We start from the raw sequence: 14523 nt of genomic DNA on the forward strand, positions 1-14523 counted from the left end.
ACATGCTTGATCGCAGGTTCGCCTTCGAAATACTTCAGTTCGATCCGAAGCGCCGGGTGCTTGCCCGTGGCGTCTTCGGAATAGCCACGGATGTAGCCTTCGCGCTGGAGAACTTCGAGTACGTTTGCACGCAGCTTGGAAGCGGGCGAAAGGACGGAATCCTTCTTCGCCTGCTGTCCGTTACGAATGCGGGTGAGCATATCACCCAGGGGATCGGTCATAGCCATCTGCTAATCCTTACCAGCTCGACTTGGTCACGCCGGGGATAAGCCCCTTGTTGGCGAGATTGCGCAGTTCAATGCGGTTGAGGCCGAACTTGCGGTAATAGCCGCGCGGGCGGCCGGTGGTGGTGCAACGGTTGCGCACACGCGTGGGATTCGCGTTGCGCGGGATTTCCGCCATCTGGAGACGGGCCATCAGACGCTCGCCCTCGTCGAGGGATTTGTCGTCGGCCACAGCCTTCAGCTTGGCGTATTTCGCCGCATACTTCTTGACGAGCTTCTTGCGACGCTCGTTCTTGTTGATGGAACTCAGTTTCGCCATTGGACTTAAGCTCTCTTCTTCTTACCGCTCATGCGGCCTGCTGTTCTTCGGCTTCTTCAGCCGGGTACGGGAAACCGAAAAGGCGGAGCAATTCCTTCGCCTCTTCGTCGGTTTTCGCCGTGGTGGTGACGATGATATCCATCCCGCGGACCTTTTCGATCTGATCGTAGGAGATCTCGGGAAAGATGATCTGCTCCTTCAGGCCCATGGCGTAATTGCCGCGGCCATCGAAGCTCTTCGGGTTCAGACCGCGAAAGTCGCGAATACGCGGCATCGCGATCGTCACCAGACGGTCGACGAATTCATACATGCGTTCGCGGCGCAGGGTTACCTTGCAGCCAATCGGCATGCCTTCGCGCAGTTTGAACTGGGCGATCGACTTCTTGGCCTTGGTGATGACCGGCTTCTGGCCGGCGATCAGCGCCATTTCTTCGGCAGCGGTCTGGACCTTCTTCTTGTCTTGGCTCGCTTCGCCCACGCCCATGTTGAGCGTGATCTTGTCGAGCCGCGGAACCTGAAGACGGTTCGTGTAACCGAATTTCTCGGTCATCGCCTTGACGATCACATCGTCATAGCGCTGCTTCATGCGGGGGGCAGTGGACTTAGCCATCGATTGTCTCTCCAGACTTGACCGCAACCCGGACCTTCTTCCCGTCACGCTCTTCAAAGCGGACGCGGGTCGGCTTGCCATCCTTGGGATCGGCCACGGCAACCTTGGACAGGTGCATCGGCGCTTCGAAACGATCGATGCCGCCCTGCGGGTTGGTCTGGCTCGGCTTGCGGTGACGCGCAGCGATGTTCACGCCCTGGACGACGACCTTGCCTTCTTTCGGCATGACCTTCTGGACGGTGCCGGTCTGGCCCTTGTCCTTGCCCGAGAGCACGACGACGCTGTCGCCCTTCTTGATCTTAGCGGCGGCCATTACAGCACCTCCGGCGCGAGACTGATGATCTTCATGAAACCGCGACCACGCAGTTCGCGGACCACGGGGCCGAAGATACGGGTGCCGATCGGCTCCTCGTTCTTGTTGACCAGAACCGCAGCGTTGCCGTCGAAACGGATCACGCTGACGTCGCTCCGGCGAACTTCCTTGCGGGTGCGAACGATCACCGCGCGGTGAACGTCGCCCTTTTTAACCTTGGCGCGCGGCTGCGCTTCCTTGATCGAAACGACGATCACGTCACCCACGCTGGCAGTCCGGCGCTTCGACCCGCCCAGCACCTTGATGCACTGGACGCGCTTCGCGCCGCTGTTGTCGGCGACCTCTAGATTTGATTGCATCTGAATCATCGATGCGGTTCCTTCTTACCCGGCTTACAGGATCTTGGGGGTAACCAGTCCTGCAGTTCCAAAAATCATTCAAAAATCAGGTCGTGCTGCCCGCGGCTGCCTCGACGTCGATATCGGCTTCGACGGCGACGCCCTTGCTGGCCTGCACCGTGTCGAGAACGCGCCATGTCTTGGTCTTGGAGATCGGCTTGGTCTCCTCGATCCGCACAGTTTCGCCCGTCTTGTGGACGTTGTTCTCGTCATGCGCGTGATACTTCTTCGAGCGCCGGATGATCTTCCCGTAAAGCGGGTGCTTCACCTTGCGTTCGACCAGAACGGTCACGGATTTGTCCATCTTGTCGGAGGTAATGGTTCCGACCAGGATACGTTTAGGCATCGCCCTGTCCTTACTTCGCTGTCGCTGAGGCCGACGCGCTCTGGCGTTCGGTTTGCAGCGTCTTGATCTGCGCGATCGCGCGGCGCACTTCCTTGATCCGGGCCGGCCGTTCGAGCTGGCTGGTAGCGGACTGGAAACGCAGGTTGAATTGTTCGCGCTTGAGTTCGGTCAGCTGGCTGTCCAACTGGTCGTCGCTCTTGGTGCGCAGGTCTTCGATCTTGCTCATCTTCAACCCTCCAGATGCGTGGTGTCACCCAGACGGGCAACAACCTTGGTCTTGATCGGCAGCTTCATGGCCGCGCGCTCGAAAGCGACGGCAGCCAATGGGCCGGGAACGCCGTCCAGCTCGAATATGATGCGGCCCGGCTTCACCCGTGCAGCCCAATATTCGACCGAACCCTTGCCCTTGCCCTGACGGACTTCAGCAGGCTTCTTCGACACCGGAACGTCCGGGAAGATGCGGATCCACAAACGTCCCTGACGCTTGATGTGACGGGTAATCGCGCGGCGGGCCGCTTCGATCTGGCGCGCGGTGATCCGCTCGGGCTCAAGCGCCTTCAGACCATAGGACCCGAAGTTCAGCGTGGTGCCGCCCTTCGCATCGCCCTTGATCCGACCCTTGAAGGTCTTGCGGAATTTCGGTTTCTTGGGTTGTAGCATTGCTCTTACCTAATCTCTACGCGCCGCCTTAGCGGGCGGGCCTTACGCCGGAGGTCTGGGCTTCCATCATCAACCGGTCCTGTGCCGTCGGATCATGCGCCAGGATTTCGCCTTTGAAGACCCAGACCTTGATGCCGATGATGCCATAGGCAGTCAGGGCTTCGGCTTCGGCGTAATCGACGTTGGCGCGCAGCGTGTGCAGCGGAACGCGGCCTTCGCGGTACTGTTCGACACGGGCGATTTCGGCGCCGCCGAGACGACCACCGCACTGGATCTTGATGCCTTCGGCACCCAGACGCATGGCGGACTGCATCGCGCGCTTCATCGCACGGCGGAACGCGATACGGCGGATCAGCTGATCGGCGATTCCCTGAGCGACGAGCTTGGCATCGACTTCCGGCTTGCGAATTTCGACGATGTTGAGCTTGACGTCGCTGTCCGTCATCGTCGCAAGCTTCGAGCGAAGCTTTTCGATGTCCGCGCCCTTCTTGCCGATGATGACACCGGGCCGCGCAGCATAAATCGATACGCGGCACAGCTTGGCCGGACGCTCGATCACCACCTTGGAAATCGCGGCCTGCGGCAACGTGTCCACGATGTACTTGCGGATTGCGATGTCTTCCTTGAGCAGCTGCGCATAGTTGCGCCCTTCGGCGTACCAGCGGCTGTCCCAGGTGCGGTTGATCTGCAGACGCAGGCCGATCGGATTGCTTTTATGACCCATGGCTTACGCTTCCTCTTCTTCGTGCTCGCGAACGACGATGCGCAGGCGGCTGAACGGTTTCAGGATCCGGGTCGACTTGCCGCGGCCACGGGTGTGGAACCGCTTCATCGTGATCGACTTGCCGACGCTTGCTTCCGCAACGACGAGCGAGTCCACATCGAGATCGTGGTTGTTTTCCGCATTGGCGATGGCGGAGGCCAGCACCTTGGATGCATCGCGCGCCATGGCCCGCTTGGAAAACGCCAGGATGTTCAGCGCTTCCTCGACCTTGCGGCCGCGGATCAGCGCAGCAACCAAATTGAGCTTCTGCGGCGAACCCTTGATCGTGTTGCCAACTGCCAGCGCCTCGTTATCGGCGACGCGGCGGGGGGATTTTGCCTTACCCATTAGCGTTTGCCCTTCTTGTCGGCAGCATGGCCCGGGAAGGTGCGCGTGGGCGCAAATTCACCAAGCTTGTGACCGACCATGTCCTCGTTGACGGACACCGGAATGAACTTGTGACCATTATAGACGCTGAACGTCAGGCCGACGAATTGCGGCAGGACGGTGGAGCGGCGTGACCAGGTCTTGATCGCGCCACGAGCACCGGAATCCTGCGCGGCTTCTGCTTTTTTCAGCAGGTGGAGGTCGACGAACGGACCTTTCCAGACGGAACGAGCCATCGGGGTTACCTCTTCTTCTTGGCGTGACGCGAACGGATGATCATCTTGTCCGTCTGCTTGTTGCTGCGGGTACGGGCACCCTTGGTCGGCTTGCCCCATGGAGTAACCGGATGACGGCCGCCCGAGGTCCGGCCTTCACCACCACCATGCGGGTGATCGACCGGGTTCTTGGCCACGCCGCGCGTAAGCGGGCGGCGACCCTTCCAGCGGGTGCGGCCAGCCTTGGCGAAATTCTGGTTCGAATTGTCAGGGTTCGAAACCGCGCCAACCGTACCCATGCAATCGCCCCGGACATACCGCTGTTCACCGGAGTTCAGACGGACGATCACCATACCGCGGTCACGGCCAACGAGCTGGACATAGGTCCCGGCGGAACGGGCGATCTGCCCGCCCTTGCCCGGCTTCATTTCCACATTGTGGCAGATCGTGCCGACCGGCATCTGCGCCAGCAACATCGCGTTGCCAGGCTTGGTATCGGTCTTCTCGCCGGCTACGATCACGTCGCCTTCGGCAAGCCGCTGCGGCGCGATGATGTAGTTCAGCTCGCCGTCCTCATACTTAACCAGCGCAATGAACGCGGTGCGGTTGGGATCGTATTCGATCCGCTCGACCGTAGCGGGCATATCCCACTTGCGGCGCTTGAAATCGATGAAGCGATACTTCTGCTTGTGACCACCGGCGATCCCGCGCGAGGTGACGTGACCCTTGTTGTTGCGGCCACCGGTCTTGCGCTTGCCTTCGGTAAGCGCCTTGACCGGCTTGCCCTTCCACAGGGCAGACTTGTCGACAAGGATCAGGCCGCGACGTGCGGGGCTGGTTGGTTTGTAATTTTTGAGTGCCATCAGTCCTGCCCTCAGATCGCGCCGGTGACGTCGATCGGGTCTTGCCCGTCAACCAGCGTCACAACCGCTTTTTTGAAATCGGAACGCTTGTAGGGACGACCCTTCCAGCGCTTCGTCTTGCCCTTCTGGACAACCGTGTTGACGCTTTTCACCTTTCGATCGAACAAAGCCTCTACGGCTTCCTTGATCTGCGGCTTGGTCGCGTCATTCGATACCTTGAAGACCACTGCGCCGAATTCGGAAAGCAGCGTCGACTTCTCGGTGATGTGGGGTGACAGGATGACGTCGTAATGACGTGCAGCCACTTCCTGCTTCTTAGCCATTGACGCGCGCCTCCAGCTTGGCGACAGCGTCCTTGGTCAGGATCAGCGTATCGTGTTTCAGGATGTCATAGACGTTGGCACCCATGGCCGGCATCACATTGACATTCGGGATGTTGCTCGCCGCCAGCCTGAACGTTTCGTTCACGCCTTCGCCGTCGATCACCAGCACTTTACCAGCATAACCGGCCTTGCCGAAGATTTCCGCGAGCAGCTTGGTCTTGTTGTCTTTTAGCTCGAGACTGTCGACAATAACCAGGCCGTCCCGGGCTTTGCTCGACAGGGCCATTTTCAGGCCGAGCGCGCGGATCTTCTTGTTCAGCGACGGGTTGAAATCGCGGACCCGCGGACCGTGAGCCTTGCCGCCACCGATGAAGATCGGGGCTGCGCGGTCACCGTGACGGGCAACGCCGCCACCCTTCTGCTTGCCGAATTTCTTGCCGGTACGCGCCACATCGGACCGCTCGCGCGCGCCGCGGGCAGTGCCGCGACGGTTCTCGAGCTGCCACGTGACCACGCGGTGGAGGATATCGGCGCGCGGCTCGACACCGAAGACGGTATCGTTGAGCTCGATGTCGCCGGATGCCCCGGTTACCTTGGCACCGTCGATTTTCTGGACCTTCACCTTCACGGATCAGCCCTCCTTGTTCGTGTCGGAATCCGGAGCCGCGGTTTCTGCGGTTTCGGTTTCGACTGCTACGGGAGTTTCCTGGGCGGCTTCGGCCTTGGGAGCCTTGGTGTCGATGATCGCGCCGGGGAACGGAACGCCCTCGGGCAGCTTCAGCTTCACCGAATCGCGAACGACCAGCCAGCCATTCTTCGAGCCAGGGACAGAACCCTTCACGAACAGCAGGCCGCGGTCGGCGTCGGTGCGCACGATTTCGAGGTTCTGCTGCGTGCGCTGGCGATCACCCATATGACCGGCCATCTTCTTGCCCTTGAACACGCGGCCCGGATCCTGGCGGTTACCCGTCGAACCGTGCGAGCGGTGGGACAGAGACACACCGTGAGTGGCCCGAAGACCCCCGAAGCCCCAACGCTTCATGGCGCCGGCAAAGCCTTTGCCCTGCGTGTGGCCGGTGATATCGACCTTCTGGCCGGCGATGAAGTGGTCTGCACTGATGGTCGAACCGATCGGCAGGAAACCTTCTTCACTTTCGAGCCGGAATTCGGCGACCTTGCGCTTCAGCCCGACTTCCGCCTTGGCGAAATGCTCACGCTGCGGCTTGGCGACGTTTTTTTGCTTGGCTTCGCCCGAACCGACCTGAAGCGCGAAATAGCCATCACGTTCGGCAGTGCGGTGCGATACGACCTGGCATTCCTCAAGCGCGAGGACGGTGACCGGCACATGGCGGCCATCCTCCTGGAAGAGGCGGGTCATCCCGACTTTTTTAGCGATCACGCCTGTGCGCATCACCAATCTCCTAAAACAGAGGCATCCGGACCATTCCGGATGCTTGCCAACCCAGATTGTAATGCGTCACCCCGTCCGGGCTGAGTGCCTTCCATTCGCCGCTGGGGCTCGGGAAGACGAGACGGGGGACGCTTGCCCGGCAATCGCCGGAGGTATCCCATTTGTCTTCATCCCGGCTTGCACCGGGATGTAAAAATCAAGCCAGCTTGATTTCCACGTTCACGCCAGCGGCGAGATCGAGCTTCATCAGCGCATCGACCGTCTGGGCGTTGGGCTGCACGATGTCGAGCAGCCGCTTGAAAGTCCGCACCTCGAACTGCTCGCGCGACTTCTTGTCGATGTGCGGGCCGCGGTTCACGGTGAACTTTTCAATATGCGTCGGCAGCGGAATGGGGCCACGAATGAGCGCGCCGGTGCGGCGTGCGGTATCCGCAATCTCGCCGGTTGCCTGGTCGAGCACGCGGTGATCGAACGCCTTCAGGCGAATGCGGATATTCTGAGCTTCCATTACCTACTACCGATGCGAAAGAGCCAAGAAACACCCCGTCAGGAGCACTTCATAAAACAAGAGACCGCCCCGCCTCGCCAAGCCTTCATGGAAGGTCATGGGAAGGGGCGGCCCCCAAAACTAATCAGCGAAAACTGACCAGCCGAATCGCCCGAATGAATCGGGTTCCCCGGCTGGTGCAGCGCCTATATTACTTCGTGATCTTGCTGACAACCCCTGAACCGACCGTACGGCCGCCTTCACGGATTGCGAAACGAAGACCTTCGTCCATCGCGATCGGAGCGATCAGCTTAACGCCGATCGTCACGTTGTCGCCCGGCATGACCATTTCGGTGCCCTCGGGGAGGATCACTTCACCGGTCACGTCGGTGGTGCGGAAGTAGAACTGCGGACGATAGTTCGCGAAGAACGGCGTGTGACGGCCGCCTTCGTCCTTCGACAGGACGTAAACTTCGGCGTTGAAGTCGGTGTGCGGGTTGACGGTACCGGGCTTCGCCAGAACCTGTCCACGCTCGACATCGTCACGGCCCACGCCGCGAACCAGGGCACCGATGTTGTCACCGGCTTCACCGCGATCGAGCAGCTTGCGGAACATTTCGACGCCGGTCACAACCGTCTTGCCGGTGTCCTTGATGCCGACGATTTCGACTTCGTCGCCAACATTGACGATACCGGTTTCGACACGGCCGGTCACAACCGTACCGCGACCCGAGATCGAGAACACGTCTTCGATCGGCATCAGGAACGGCTTGTCGATCGGACGATCGGGCTGCGGGATGGCTTGGTCGACGGCTTCCATCAGGGCAATGATCGAATCCTTGCCGATGGCGTCATCGCGGCCTTCGAGAGCGGCCAGAGCCGAACCCTTGACGATAGGAATGTTGTCGCCGTCGAAATCATACTTCGAAAGCAGTTCGCGAACTTCCATTTCGACGAGCTCGAGGATTTCCTCGTCATCGACCTGGTCGACCTTGTTCAGGTAAACGACCAGAGCCGGCACGCCGACCTGACGGGCAAGCAGGATGTGCTCGCGGGTCTGCGGCATCGGGCCGTCAGCAGCGTTCACCACCAGGATCGCGCCGTCCATCTGGGCAGCACCGGTGATCATGTTCTTCACATAGTCGGCGTGGCCCGGGCAATCGACGTGCGCATAGTGGCGCGCGGCGGTTTCGTATTCGACGTGTGCAGTCGAAATGGTGATGCCGCGCTCGCGCTCTTCGGGAGCCTTGTCGATGTTGGCGAAATCGACAGCGGAACCGCCGTGGATTTCAGCCATCACCTTGGTGATTGCTGCTGTCAGCGTGGTCTTGCCGTGGTCGACGTGACCGATGGTGCCGATGTTGCAATGCGGTTTTGTCCGCTCAAACTTAGCTTTCGCCATTGTCTCTAACCTCTACTCAAATGAACTGAATGATTGCGGGAAATGAACGGCACCCGCTGAATCAGGCGCCGCCACTAGACGGTAGCTTGCGGTTAGGCAAGCTTCTCCTTGACCTCTTGTGCGACACTCGCCGGCACTTCCTCATAGTGAGAGAACTGCATCGAGTAATTTGCCCGGCCCTGGCTGAACGAACGCAGCTCGTTCACGTAACCGAACATATTGGCCAGCGGCACCAAAGCTTCGACTGCCTGGGCATTACCGCGGGTGTCGGTGCCTTGAATTTGGCCACGACGGGAGTTGAGATCGCCGATAACGTCACCGAGATAATCTTCCGGTGTAACGACTTCAACCTTCATCACCGGCTCGAGCAGCTTGATACCGCCACGCTCCGCCGCTTCACGCATCGCACCGCGACCGCAGATTTCGAACGCCACCGTAGATGAGTCGACATCATGGTAGGCGCCGTCCGTCAGGCGGACAGTGAAGTCGATGATCGGGAAGCCGATCAGATAGCCGCTGGCTGCCTGTTCGCGCATGCCCTTTTCCAGCGACGGGATATATTCGCGGGGAATATTGCCGCCCTTGATGGAATCTTCGAACACAATGCCCTGGCCGCGTTCACCGGGAATGAACACTGCCTTGGCGCGGGCGAACTGGCCCGAACCACCGGACTGCTTCTTGTGCGTGTAATCGACTTCGATTTCGCGGCCCAGCGATTCGCGGTATGCCACCTGCGGCGCACCGACATTGGCTTCGACCTTGAACTCACGCTTCATCCGGTCAACCAGGATGTCGAGGTGAAGCTCGCCCATGCCCTTGATGATGGTCTGGCCGGATTCGTGATCGGTCGAAACGCGGAACGAAGGATCCTCTGCCGACAGACGATTGAGCGCGACGCCCATCTTTTCCTGGTCGGCCTTGGTCTTGGGTTCCACCGACAGTTCGATCACCGGCTCGGGGAATTCCATCCGCTCGAGAATGATCGGCTTGGCCGGATCGCACAGGGTATCGCCCGTGGTCGTGTCCTTGAGCCCGGCAATCGCGACGATATCGCCAGCGAACGCTTCATCGATATCTTCGCGGTTGTTGGAATGCATCAGCAGCATGCGGCCGATCTTTTCCTTCTTGTCCTTCACCGAATTCAGCACGCCGCCCTTGGTTAGATGGCCGGAGTAGATGCGGGTGAAGGTCAGCGAACCCACGAACGGATCGTTCATGATCTTGAACGCCAGCGCGGAAAATGGAGCTTCGTCGGACGACGCCCGGGTTTCTTCCTTGTCGCTGTCAGGCAGAACGCCCTTGATCGCAGGAACGTCCAGCGGGCTGGGCAGATAATCAACCACTGCGTCGAGCAGCGGCTGAACACCCTTGTTCTTGAACGCGGAACCACACACGATCGGCACGAACACCTGATCTAGCGTGCCCTTGCGGATCAACCGCTTCAGCGTCGCCGCGTCGGGGATGTTGCCTTCGAAATAGGCTTCCATCACTTCGTCATCGAGTTCGACCACGGTTTCGATCAACGCACTGCGATAATCCGCGGCCTTGTCGGCCATGTCTGCGGGAATATCGATATATTCGAATTCCGCGCCGAGGCTTTCATCCTTCCAGATGATCCCGCGGTTGTTGACCAGATCGACGAGACCCTTCAGCCCGCCTTCGATACCGATCGGAAGATACAGCACGAGCGGCTTCGCACCCAGGCGGTCGATGATCGACTGGACGCAGTAGTAAAAATCGGCGCCGGTGCGATCGAGTTTGTTGATGAAGCACATTCTTGGAACTTTGTATTTGTCCGCCTGGCGCCACACGGTTTCGGACTGCGGTTCCACGCCGGCCACGCCGTCGAACACGGCGACCGCACCGTCGAGCACGCGGAGCGAGCGTTCGACTTCGATGGTGAAGTCGACGTGCCCGGGGGTGTCGATGATGTTGATCCGGTGCTTTTCGCCCTTGCCGTCCTCGTTGGCCCAGAAGGTCGTGGTGGCGGCGGAGGTGATCGTGATCCCGCGCTCCTGCTCCTGCTCCATCCAGTCCATCGTCGCCGCGCCGTCATGCACTTCGCCGATCTTGTAGGATTTGCCGGTGTAATAGAGGATCCGCTCCGTCGTCGTGGTCTTCCCGGCGTCGATATGCGCCATGATGCCAATGTTGCGGTAGCGTTCCAGCGGGTATTCGCGGGCCATGGATAATTCCTGTGGTGCTATAGAGAGGGGACCGCCCGATGCGATCCCTCCCCCATATGGTTACTAATGCGACCGGTTGGCCCTCGACAGGCTCAGGCTGAGCGGAGTCGAAGGGGGTTCAACCGGTATATATTACCAGCGGCGTTGCCGGCGGACCACTGTTACCAGCGGTAGTGAGAAAATGCACGGTTGGCGTCGGCCATCCGGTGCGCGTCTTCCCGCTTCTTCACTGCGTTGCCGCGGTTGTTCGCCGCATCCATCAACTCGCCCGACAGACGCGCCGCCATGGTGGTTTCCGGACGGCCGCGCGCCGAGGAGATCAGCCAGCGGATCGCCAGCGCCTGGGCACGTTCGGGGCGAACCTCGACCGGCACCTGGTAGGTGGCACCGCCAACGCGGCGGCTGCGGACTTCCACCTGCGGCTTGATGTTGTTCAGCGCATCATGGAACATCTGGATCGGATCGGTCTTGGCCTTGGCCTCGACCGTGGCGAGCGCACCGTAAACAATGCTCTCGGCAGTGGATTTCTTGCCATCATACATGAGGTTGTTCATGAATTTCGACAGGATCTGATCCCCAAACTTGGGATCGGGCAGAATGACCCGCTTTTCGGGACGACGACGACGTGACATTTTTATCTCCAAAATGTCCGGAATGTCAGCGGAGGTCTTGAACCGTCATCCCAGCGAAAGCTGGGACCGTTCTCCACTTGGCACTCGGTTTCTATACTTCGAACTCGGGGTGTCCGCCTTCCCTGCGAGCGATCCCCGCGTTCGCCGGGATGAAGGGCAGTGGGTGGAGGCCGCTCCAGCCCTTACTTCGGACGCTTGGCGCCGTACTTCGAACGGCTCTTGCGGCGATCCTTGACACCCTGCGTATCGAGCACGCCGCGCAGCACGTGGTAACGCACACCGGGAAGGTCGCGCACACGGCCGCCACGGATCAGGACAACGCTGTGTTCCTGAAGATTGTGGCCCTCGCCGGGGATGTAGGAAATCACTTCGCGCTGGTTGGTCAGGCGGATCTTGGCCACCTTGCGCAGTGCGGAGTTCGGCTTCTTCGGCGTCGTGGTATAGACGCGGGTGCATACGCCGCGTTTCTGCGGGTTCTGTTCCATCGCAGGGACCTTGCTCTTGGCCTTCTGGGGAACGCGGCCCTTGCGGACCAGCTGGTTGATTGTCGGCATGAAGTACTCTTCACCTGTTACGTGGCGCGGATGACACAAAGGTGAAGTGGCAAGGGATCGCGCGGCCGCTTTCCTGCAAAGGCAGGAACCCAGCGAAACACGGAACGCCGCGAAAGCGACATTCCGTGTGCACGAGCCTGAAACACTCCACCTGATGCCAAGACACCGGGTTACTTTGACGGCTGCCCCGAGAGAGGGATGTTACCACCCCTTCCAACAGAGAAGGGCCCATTCGATTGCGCGAAAGGCCCCCGGAACATAACCGGCAATGTTCAGCTCTATCTGTCCTAGGCAGGCACTCGGTGAGGAGGTTCCCGCTTCGGATGGGGCGCCTTTATGTTGGATTCGGGTTGGGGTCAAGTGGGGGGTGGTGAAGCGGGGACGGTCAAATGTCGTACCAACCGTAATAGGGATAGCTCGACCAGGTCAGCCCGCCCCGGCCATAGACATCATTGCTGCACACCGCGGGGAGCGTAGCTGCCACGGCAAGTGCGAGCGCTGCTGCGATGGTTTTCATGGCGGGCCGCCTCCGGTTGTGGGGACCGGGGGGAGTTTGCGACTATGGGCGGCGGGGTGGAATCAGGGAATGTGCGTAGGTAAGGGGGTTAAGTAGTTGACTCGGAGCTATCCTGTGTAATGTCAAAATGGATGCTGCCGATCACCTGTGATCCAGAAGTTGATTCAAGCTCGACAGCTATTCGACCCGCTTGCTCAACCGGAAACGGAGCCGCTACCAAGTGGCTGAAAATTCCTGCGATTGGATTTCCCATACTCCTCGCATCATTGAGCGTCTTTTCGACCAAATCTTCTCTGATCGTGTTGATTAGGATGCGATCCCCATTTGGATAGTGGAGATATAATCTTAGCTCCTCCGCTGTGCAACTGATCGGGATGTTAATTCTGACGTAGATGACGAACTTTGGAATCGCACCGGGGAGGCTGGGCACACGCAAATTGTCACCGACAATTCCCATCAAGGAGTATGTGCCCTGCTTTTCCTCCCTGACATCTTCACAAAAGAGGGCAATTGCTGACATCTCATGCATCTGAAGGAACTCGTGTAATATTGTCTTCGTGATGCCGTTCAACTTGGAACGCATTAGAATACTGAGAGATCTGGGTGAATGGATTCGCACCCTTTTCGTCAGCTGGGGTATTACTGCCAAAGTCAGCAATTGATCGCTCTAACTCAAACCGGGGATCAAACCCCAAGGCCCAAGCCAACTCAGCGACACGGCTGAGTGTCATGTCTTTATGACCACGCAATTGGCGATTAATCACAGATCTGTGCACGCCCAGTGCATTCGCGATATCGGTTTGGCTGACGTCCGGCGAAGACGCATAAGCCCGTTGGAGCTTTCTACGCACGCTATTAACAAATCGGGACGCAGCTCTTCGGCTAGGGGAAACAGAAATTTGAAACGACGTCATTTGGATTATTCCCAGCAACAAATTTTGGTTCATCTAAATCAAGTGCGCTTCTGAGGCGCACAGCTTCATCTCTGTGGCCGTCATATAGATTCGACTTTTTTATATCCGAAGTAAGGCCCCCGTTCGTGCAGATGAAGCAATCTCTTGCAGCAAACCAACCAAACAGACGAGTATCCGCTGTTTTCAATTCCCACACTCCATGCCTAATGTGACGAATCGGACGAATTTGCCGCTCAAACATAAGCTCGTGACCTGAACAAAACTCGACGAAAAAGTCGTCCAACTGCTCACTTGGAGTTATTTCCAAATTCCAATCTGAAGCTAATCCTGGAAGACTTTCGGTAAGCCAGCGCACTGCTGTAGGAAAGGCATAAATCCGGCGCTCCTCCTGCTCTCGCCAGCTCAAGCATGCTTCAAGCTTTTGCAGCTCGCCTCGCTGAACTAGATCTAGTAGTGTTGCCATGTAAGTCAACAGCCTTGCGAAAAACATAACGTCATGTGAGGGTGCCTTGGCGACAAGGCACTGGGTCAAATTTTTAGAAATTATATTTTATATGAACGGGTTGGTGCCAAGAAATCTGCCAACATGCAAGCGTCAAGCATCTGGATTATGGTGTATGGTAATTCCGGCAGTAATTCCGGGGACAGTATACTTATCTCTAGTGGGGAATTCCGGGGACAGGGAATTCCGGGGACAGGAATTCCGGGAACAGGAATTCCGGGGACAGGATACTTATCTCTAGTGGCGTTCGCCTGCCGCCCCAAAAAGAGGGCGCGCCGTTGGCGGCATTCCAGGATCGGTTTTTTTGTTTAGCCCCTCAAGCGCCGGGCGCGAGCCATCCGGCTCGCTTGGCTTTCCTCGCATAAGCTCGGGCGGGCGGTCGCCCTTTGGCTGCCGCGACCAAGCTTCGGGTGGCTGCCGGACGGCTTCGGTTCTTGCTGCATGATTTGCGGGGTTGGCGCGTGTGGCACCGGCCCCTCCACCACCCTCCCCGCGCT

Annotated in this window: 23 protein-coding genes; all 23 read right to left on the reverse strand. The window is 59.0% G+C overall.

What is annotated here, in order from left to right; all coding sequences use genetic code 11:
* Nucleotides 1–227 (reverse strand): 30S ribosomal protein S8 (gene rpsH, locus U0988_RS12830; RefSeq protein ID WP_322293022.1); only part of this gene is annotated, 227 nt, incomplete at its 3' end.
* A gap of 10 nt (nucleotides 228–237) precedes the next feature.
* Entirely contained in the window at nucleotides 238–543 is a 306-nt protein-coding gene (gene rpsN, locus U0988_RS12835) for a 30S ribosomal protein S14 (protein ID WP_322293023.1), read from the reverse strand.
* 28 nt (nucleotides 544–571) lie between these two features.
* On the reverse strand, nucleotides 572–1153 hold the full coding sequence (rplE, locus tag U0988_RS12840) for a 50S ribosomal protein L5 (RefSeq protein ID WP_322293024.1): 582 nt from the start codon (nucleotides 1151–1153) through the stop codon (nucleotides 572–574).
* The gene (gene rplX, locus U0988_RS12845) at nucleotides 1146–1466 is read right to left on the reverse strand and encodes a 50S ribosomal protein L24 (RefSeq protein ID WP_322293025.1); all 321 of its coding nucleotides are present in this window, start codon (nucleotides 1464–1466) and stop codon (nucleotides 1146–1148) included. The genes rplE and rplX overlap by 8 nt, the downstream gene beginning before the upstream one ends.
* Complete coding sequence (rplN, locus tag U0988_RS12850) at nucleotides 1466–1834, reverse strand: 50S ribosomal protein L14 (RefSeq protein WP_322293026.1); 369 nt, start codon at nucleotides 1832–1834, stop codon at nucleotides 1466–1468. Before rplN ends, rplX begins: the two co-directional genes overlap by 1 nt.
* Before the next feature lie 76 nt (nucleotides 1835–1910).
* Entirely contained in the window at nucleotides 1911–2210 is a 300-nt protein-coding gene (rpsQ, locus tag U0988_RS12855; RefSeq protein WP_322293027.1) for a 30S ribosomal protein S17, read from the reverse strand.
* A gap of 10 nt (nucleotides 2211–2220) precedes the next feature.
* Entirely contained in the window at nucleotides 2221–2436 is a 216-nt protein-coding gene (gene rpmC / locus U0988_RS12860) for a 50S ribosomal protein L29 (RefSeq protein ID WP_160754908.1), read from the reverse strand.
* 2 nt (nucleotides 2437–2438) lie between these two features.
* On the reverse strand, nucleotides 2439–2870 hold the full coding sequence (gene rplP / locus U0988_RS12865; protein ID WP_160754907.1) for a 50S ribosomal protein L16: 432 nt from the start codon (nucleotides 2868–2870) through the stop codon (nucleotides 2439–2441).
* A 28-nt stretch (nucleotides 2871–2898) separates the two neighbouring features.
* Nucleotides 2899–3594: a 30S ribosomal protein S3 gene (gene rpsC / locus U0988_RS12870; RefSeq protein ID WP_322293028.1), complete on the reverse strand. Its 696-nt coding sequence runs from the start codon at nucleotides 3592–3594 to the stop codon at nucleotides 2899–2901.
* Between the two features lie 3 nt (nucleotides 3595–3597).
* A complete protein-coding gene (rplV, locus tag U0988_RS12875; protein ID WP_160754905.1) occupies nucleotides 3598–3981 on the reverse strand; it encodes a 50S ribosomal protein L22 in 384 nt (127 codons plus the stop codon).
* On the reverse strand, nucleotides 3981–4256 hold the full coding sequence (rpsS, locus tag U0988_RS12880; protein WP_160754904.1) for a 30S ribosomal protein S19: 276 nt from the start codon (nucleotides 4254–4256) through the stop codon (nucleotides 3981–3983). The genes rplV and rpsS overlap by 1 nt, the downstream gene beginning before the upstream one ends.
* A gap of 5 nt (nucleotides 4257–4261) precedes the next feature.
* Nucleotides 4262–5098 carry a 50S ribosomal protein L2 gene (rplB, locus tag U0988_RS12885; RefSeq protein ID WP_322293029.1) on the reverse strand — a complete coding sequence of 279 codons (837 nt, stop codon included), beginning with the start codon at nucleotides 5096–5098 and terminating at the stop codon, nucleotides 4262–4264.
* Nucleotides 5099–5109: 11 nt separating this feature from the next.
* A complete protein-coding gene (locus U0988_RS12890; protein WP_160754902.1) occupies nucleotides 5110–5421 on the reverse strand; it encodes a 50S ribosomal protein L23 in 312 nt (103 codons plus the stop codon).
* On the reverse strand, nucleotides 5414–6049 hold the full coding sequence (gene rplD / locus U0988_RS12895; RefSeq protein ID WP_322293030.1) for a 50S ribosomal protein L4: 636 nt from the start codon (nucleotides 6047–6049) through the stop codon (nucleotides 5414–5416). Before rplD ends, U0988_RS12890 begins: the two co-directional genes overlap by 8 nt.
* A gap of 3 nt (nucleotides 6050–6052) precedes the next feature.
* Nucleotides 6053–6832 (reverse strand): 50S ribosomal protein L3, encoded by a 780-nt coding sequence (gene rplC, locus U0988_RS12900; protein ID WP_322293076.1) that lies wholly within the window; start codon nucleotides 6830–6832, stop codon nucleotides 6053–6055.
* 196 nt (nucleotides 6833–7028) lie between these two features.
* Entirely contained in the window at nucleotides 7029–7340 is a 312-nt protein-coding gene (rpsJ, locus tag U0988_RS12905; RefSeq protein WP_160754899.1) for a 30S ribosomal protein S10, read from the reverse strand.
* A 190-nt stretch (nucleotides 7341–7530) separates the two neighbouring features.
* Complete coding sequence (gene tuf, locus U0988_RS12910) at nucleotides 7531–8721, reverse strand: elongation factor Tu (RefSeq protein WP_322293031.1); 1191 nt, start codon at nucleotides 8719–8721, stop codon at nucleotides 7531–7533.
* Between the two features lie 92 nt (nucleotides 8722–8813).
* On the reverse strand, nucleotides 8814–10907 hold the full coding sequence (gene fusA, locus U0988_RS12915; RefSeq protein WP_322293032.1) for an elongation factor G: 2094 nt from the start codon (nucleotides 10905–10907) through the stop codon (nucleotides 8814–8816).
* Nucleotides 10908–11068: 161 nt separating this feature from the next.
* Complete coding sequence (gene rpsG / locus U0988_RS12920) at nucleotides 11069–11539, reverse strand: 30S ribosomal protein S7 (protein ID WP_322293033.1); 471 nt, start codon at nucleotides 11537–11539, stop codon at nucleotides 11069–11071.
* Nucleotides 11540–11721: 182 nt separating this feature from the next.
* Complete coding sequence (rpsL, locus tag U0988_RS12925; protein ID WP_322293034.1) at nucleotides 11722–12093, reverse strand: 30S ribosomal protein S12; 372 nt, start codon at nucleotides 12091–12093, stop codon at nucleotides 11722–11724.
* 385 nt (nucleotides 12094–12478) lie between these two features.
* Entirely contained in the window at nucleotides 12479–12610 is a 132-nt protein-coding gene (locus U0988_RS12930; RefSeq protein WP_322293035.1) for a hypothetical protein, read from the reverse strand.
* An 88-nt stretch (nucleotides 12611–12698) separates the two neighbouring features.
* Nucleotides 12699–13181, reverse strand: coding sequence for a DUF6941 family protein (locus tag U0988_RS12935; RefSeq protein WP_322293036.1), 483 nt, complete (start codon nucleotides 13179–13181; stop codon nucleotides 12699–12701).
* 311 nt (nucleotides 13182–13492) lie between these two features.
* The gene (locus tag U0988_RS12940; RefSeq protein WP_322293037.1) at nucleotides 13493–13987 is read right to left on the reverse strand and encodes a hypothetical protein; all 495 of its coding nucleotides are present in this window, start codon (nucleotides 13985–13987) and stop codon (nucleotides 13493–13495) included.
* Nucleotides 13988–14523: the final 536 nt, after the last annotated feature.

Origin of the sequence: Allopontixanthobacter sp. (assembly GCF_034376665.1) — a bacterium.
In the GTDB taxonomy this organism is placed as follows: domain Bacteria; phylum Pseudomonadota; class Alphaproteobacteria; order Sphingomonadales; family Sphingomonadaceae; genus Allopontixanthobacter.

Coding starts and splice junctions, on each gene's coding strand:
- rpsN (WP_322293023.1), bottom strand. CDS start 543: ATGGCGAAACTGAGTTCCATCAACAAGAACGAGCGTCGCAAGAAGCTC.
- rplE (WP_322293024.1), bottom strand. CDS start 1,153: ATGGCTAAGTCCACTGCCCCCCGCATGAAGCAGCGCTATGACGATGTG.
- rplX (WP_322293025.1), bottom strand. CDS start 1,466: ATGGCCGCCGCTAAGATCAAGAAGGGCGACAGCGTCGTCGTGCTCTCG.
- rplN (WP_322293026.1), bottom strand. CDS start 1,834: ATGATTCAGATGCAATCAAATCTAGAGGTCGCCGACAACAGCGGCGCG.
- rpsQ (WP_322293027.1), bottom strand. CDS start 2,210: ATGCCTAAACGTATCCTGGTCGGAACCATTACCTCCGACAAGATGGAC.
- rpmC (WP_160754908.1), bottom strand. CDS start 2,436: ATGAGCAAGATCGAAGACCTGCGCACCAAGAGCGACGACCAGTTGGAC.
- rplP (WP_160754907.1), bottom strand. CDS start 2,870: ATGCTACAACCCAAGAAACCGAAATTCCGCAAGACCTTCAAGGGTCGG.
- rpsC (WP_322293028.1), bottom strand. CDS start 3,594: ATGGGTCATAAAAGCAATCCGATCGGCCTGCGTCTGCAGATCAACCGC.
- rplV (WP_160754905.1), bottom strand. CDS start 3,981: ATGGGTAAGGCAAAATCCCCCCGCCGCGTCGCCGATAACGAGGCGCTG.
- rpsS (WP_160754904.1), bottom strand. CDS start 4,256: ATGGCTCGTTCCGTCTGGAAAGGTCCGTTCGTCGACCTCCACCTGCTG.
- rplB (WP_322293029.1), bottom strand. CDS start 5,098: ATGGCACTCAAAAATTACAAACCAACCAGCCCCGCACGTCGCGGCCTG.
- U0988_RS12890 (WP_160754902.1), bottom strand. CDS start 5,421: ATGGCTAAGAAGCAGGAAGTGGCTGCACGTCATTACGACGTCATCCTG.
- rplC (WP_322293076.1), bottom strand. CDS start 6,832: ATGCGCACAGGCGTGATCGCTAAAAAAGTCGGGATGACCCGCCTCTTC.
- rpsJ (WP_160754899.1), bottom strand. CDS start 7,340: ATGGAAGCTCAGAATATCCGCATTCGCCTGAAGGCGTTCGATCACCGC.
- tuf (WP_322293031.1), bottom strand. CDS start 8,721: ATGGCGAAAGCTAAGTTTGAGCGGACAAAACCGCATTGCAACATCGGC.
- fusA (WP_322293032.1), bottom strand. CDS start 10,907: ATGGCCCGCGAATACCCGCTGGAACGCTACCGCAACATTGGCATCATG.
- rpsG (WP_322293033.1), bottom strand. CDS start 11,539: ATGTCACGTCGTCGTCGTCCCGAAAAGCGGGTCATTCTGCCCGATCCC.
- rpsL (WP_322293034.1), bottom strand. CDS start 12,093: ATGCCGACAATCAACCAGCTGGTCCGCAAGGGCCGCGTTCCCCAGAAG.
- U0988_RS12930 (WP_322293035.1), bottom strand. CDS start 12,610: ATGAAAACCATCGCAGCAGCGCTCGCACTTGCCGTGGCAGCTACGCTC.
- U0988_RS12940 (WP_322293037.1), bottom strand. CDS start 13,987: ATGGCAACACTACTAGATCTAGTTCAGCGAGGCGAGCTGCAAAAGCTT.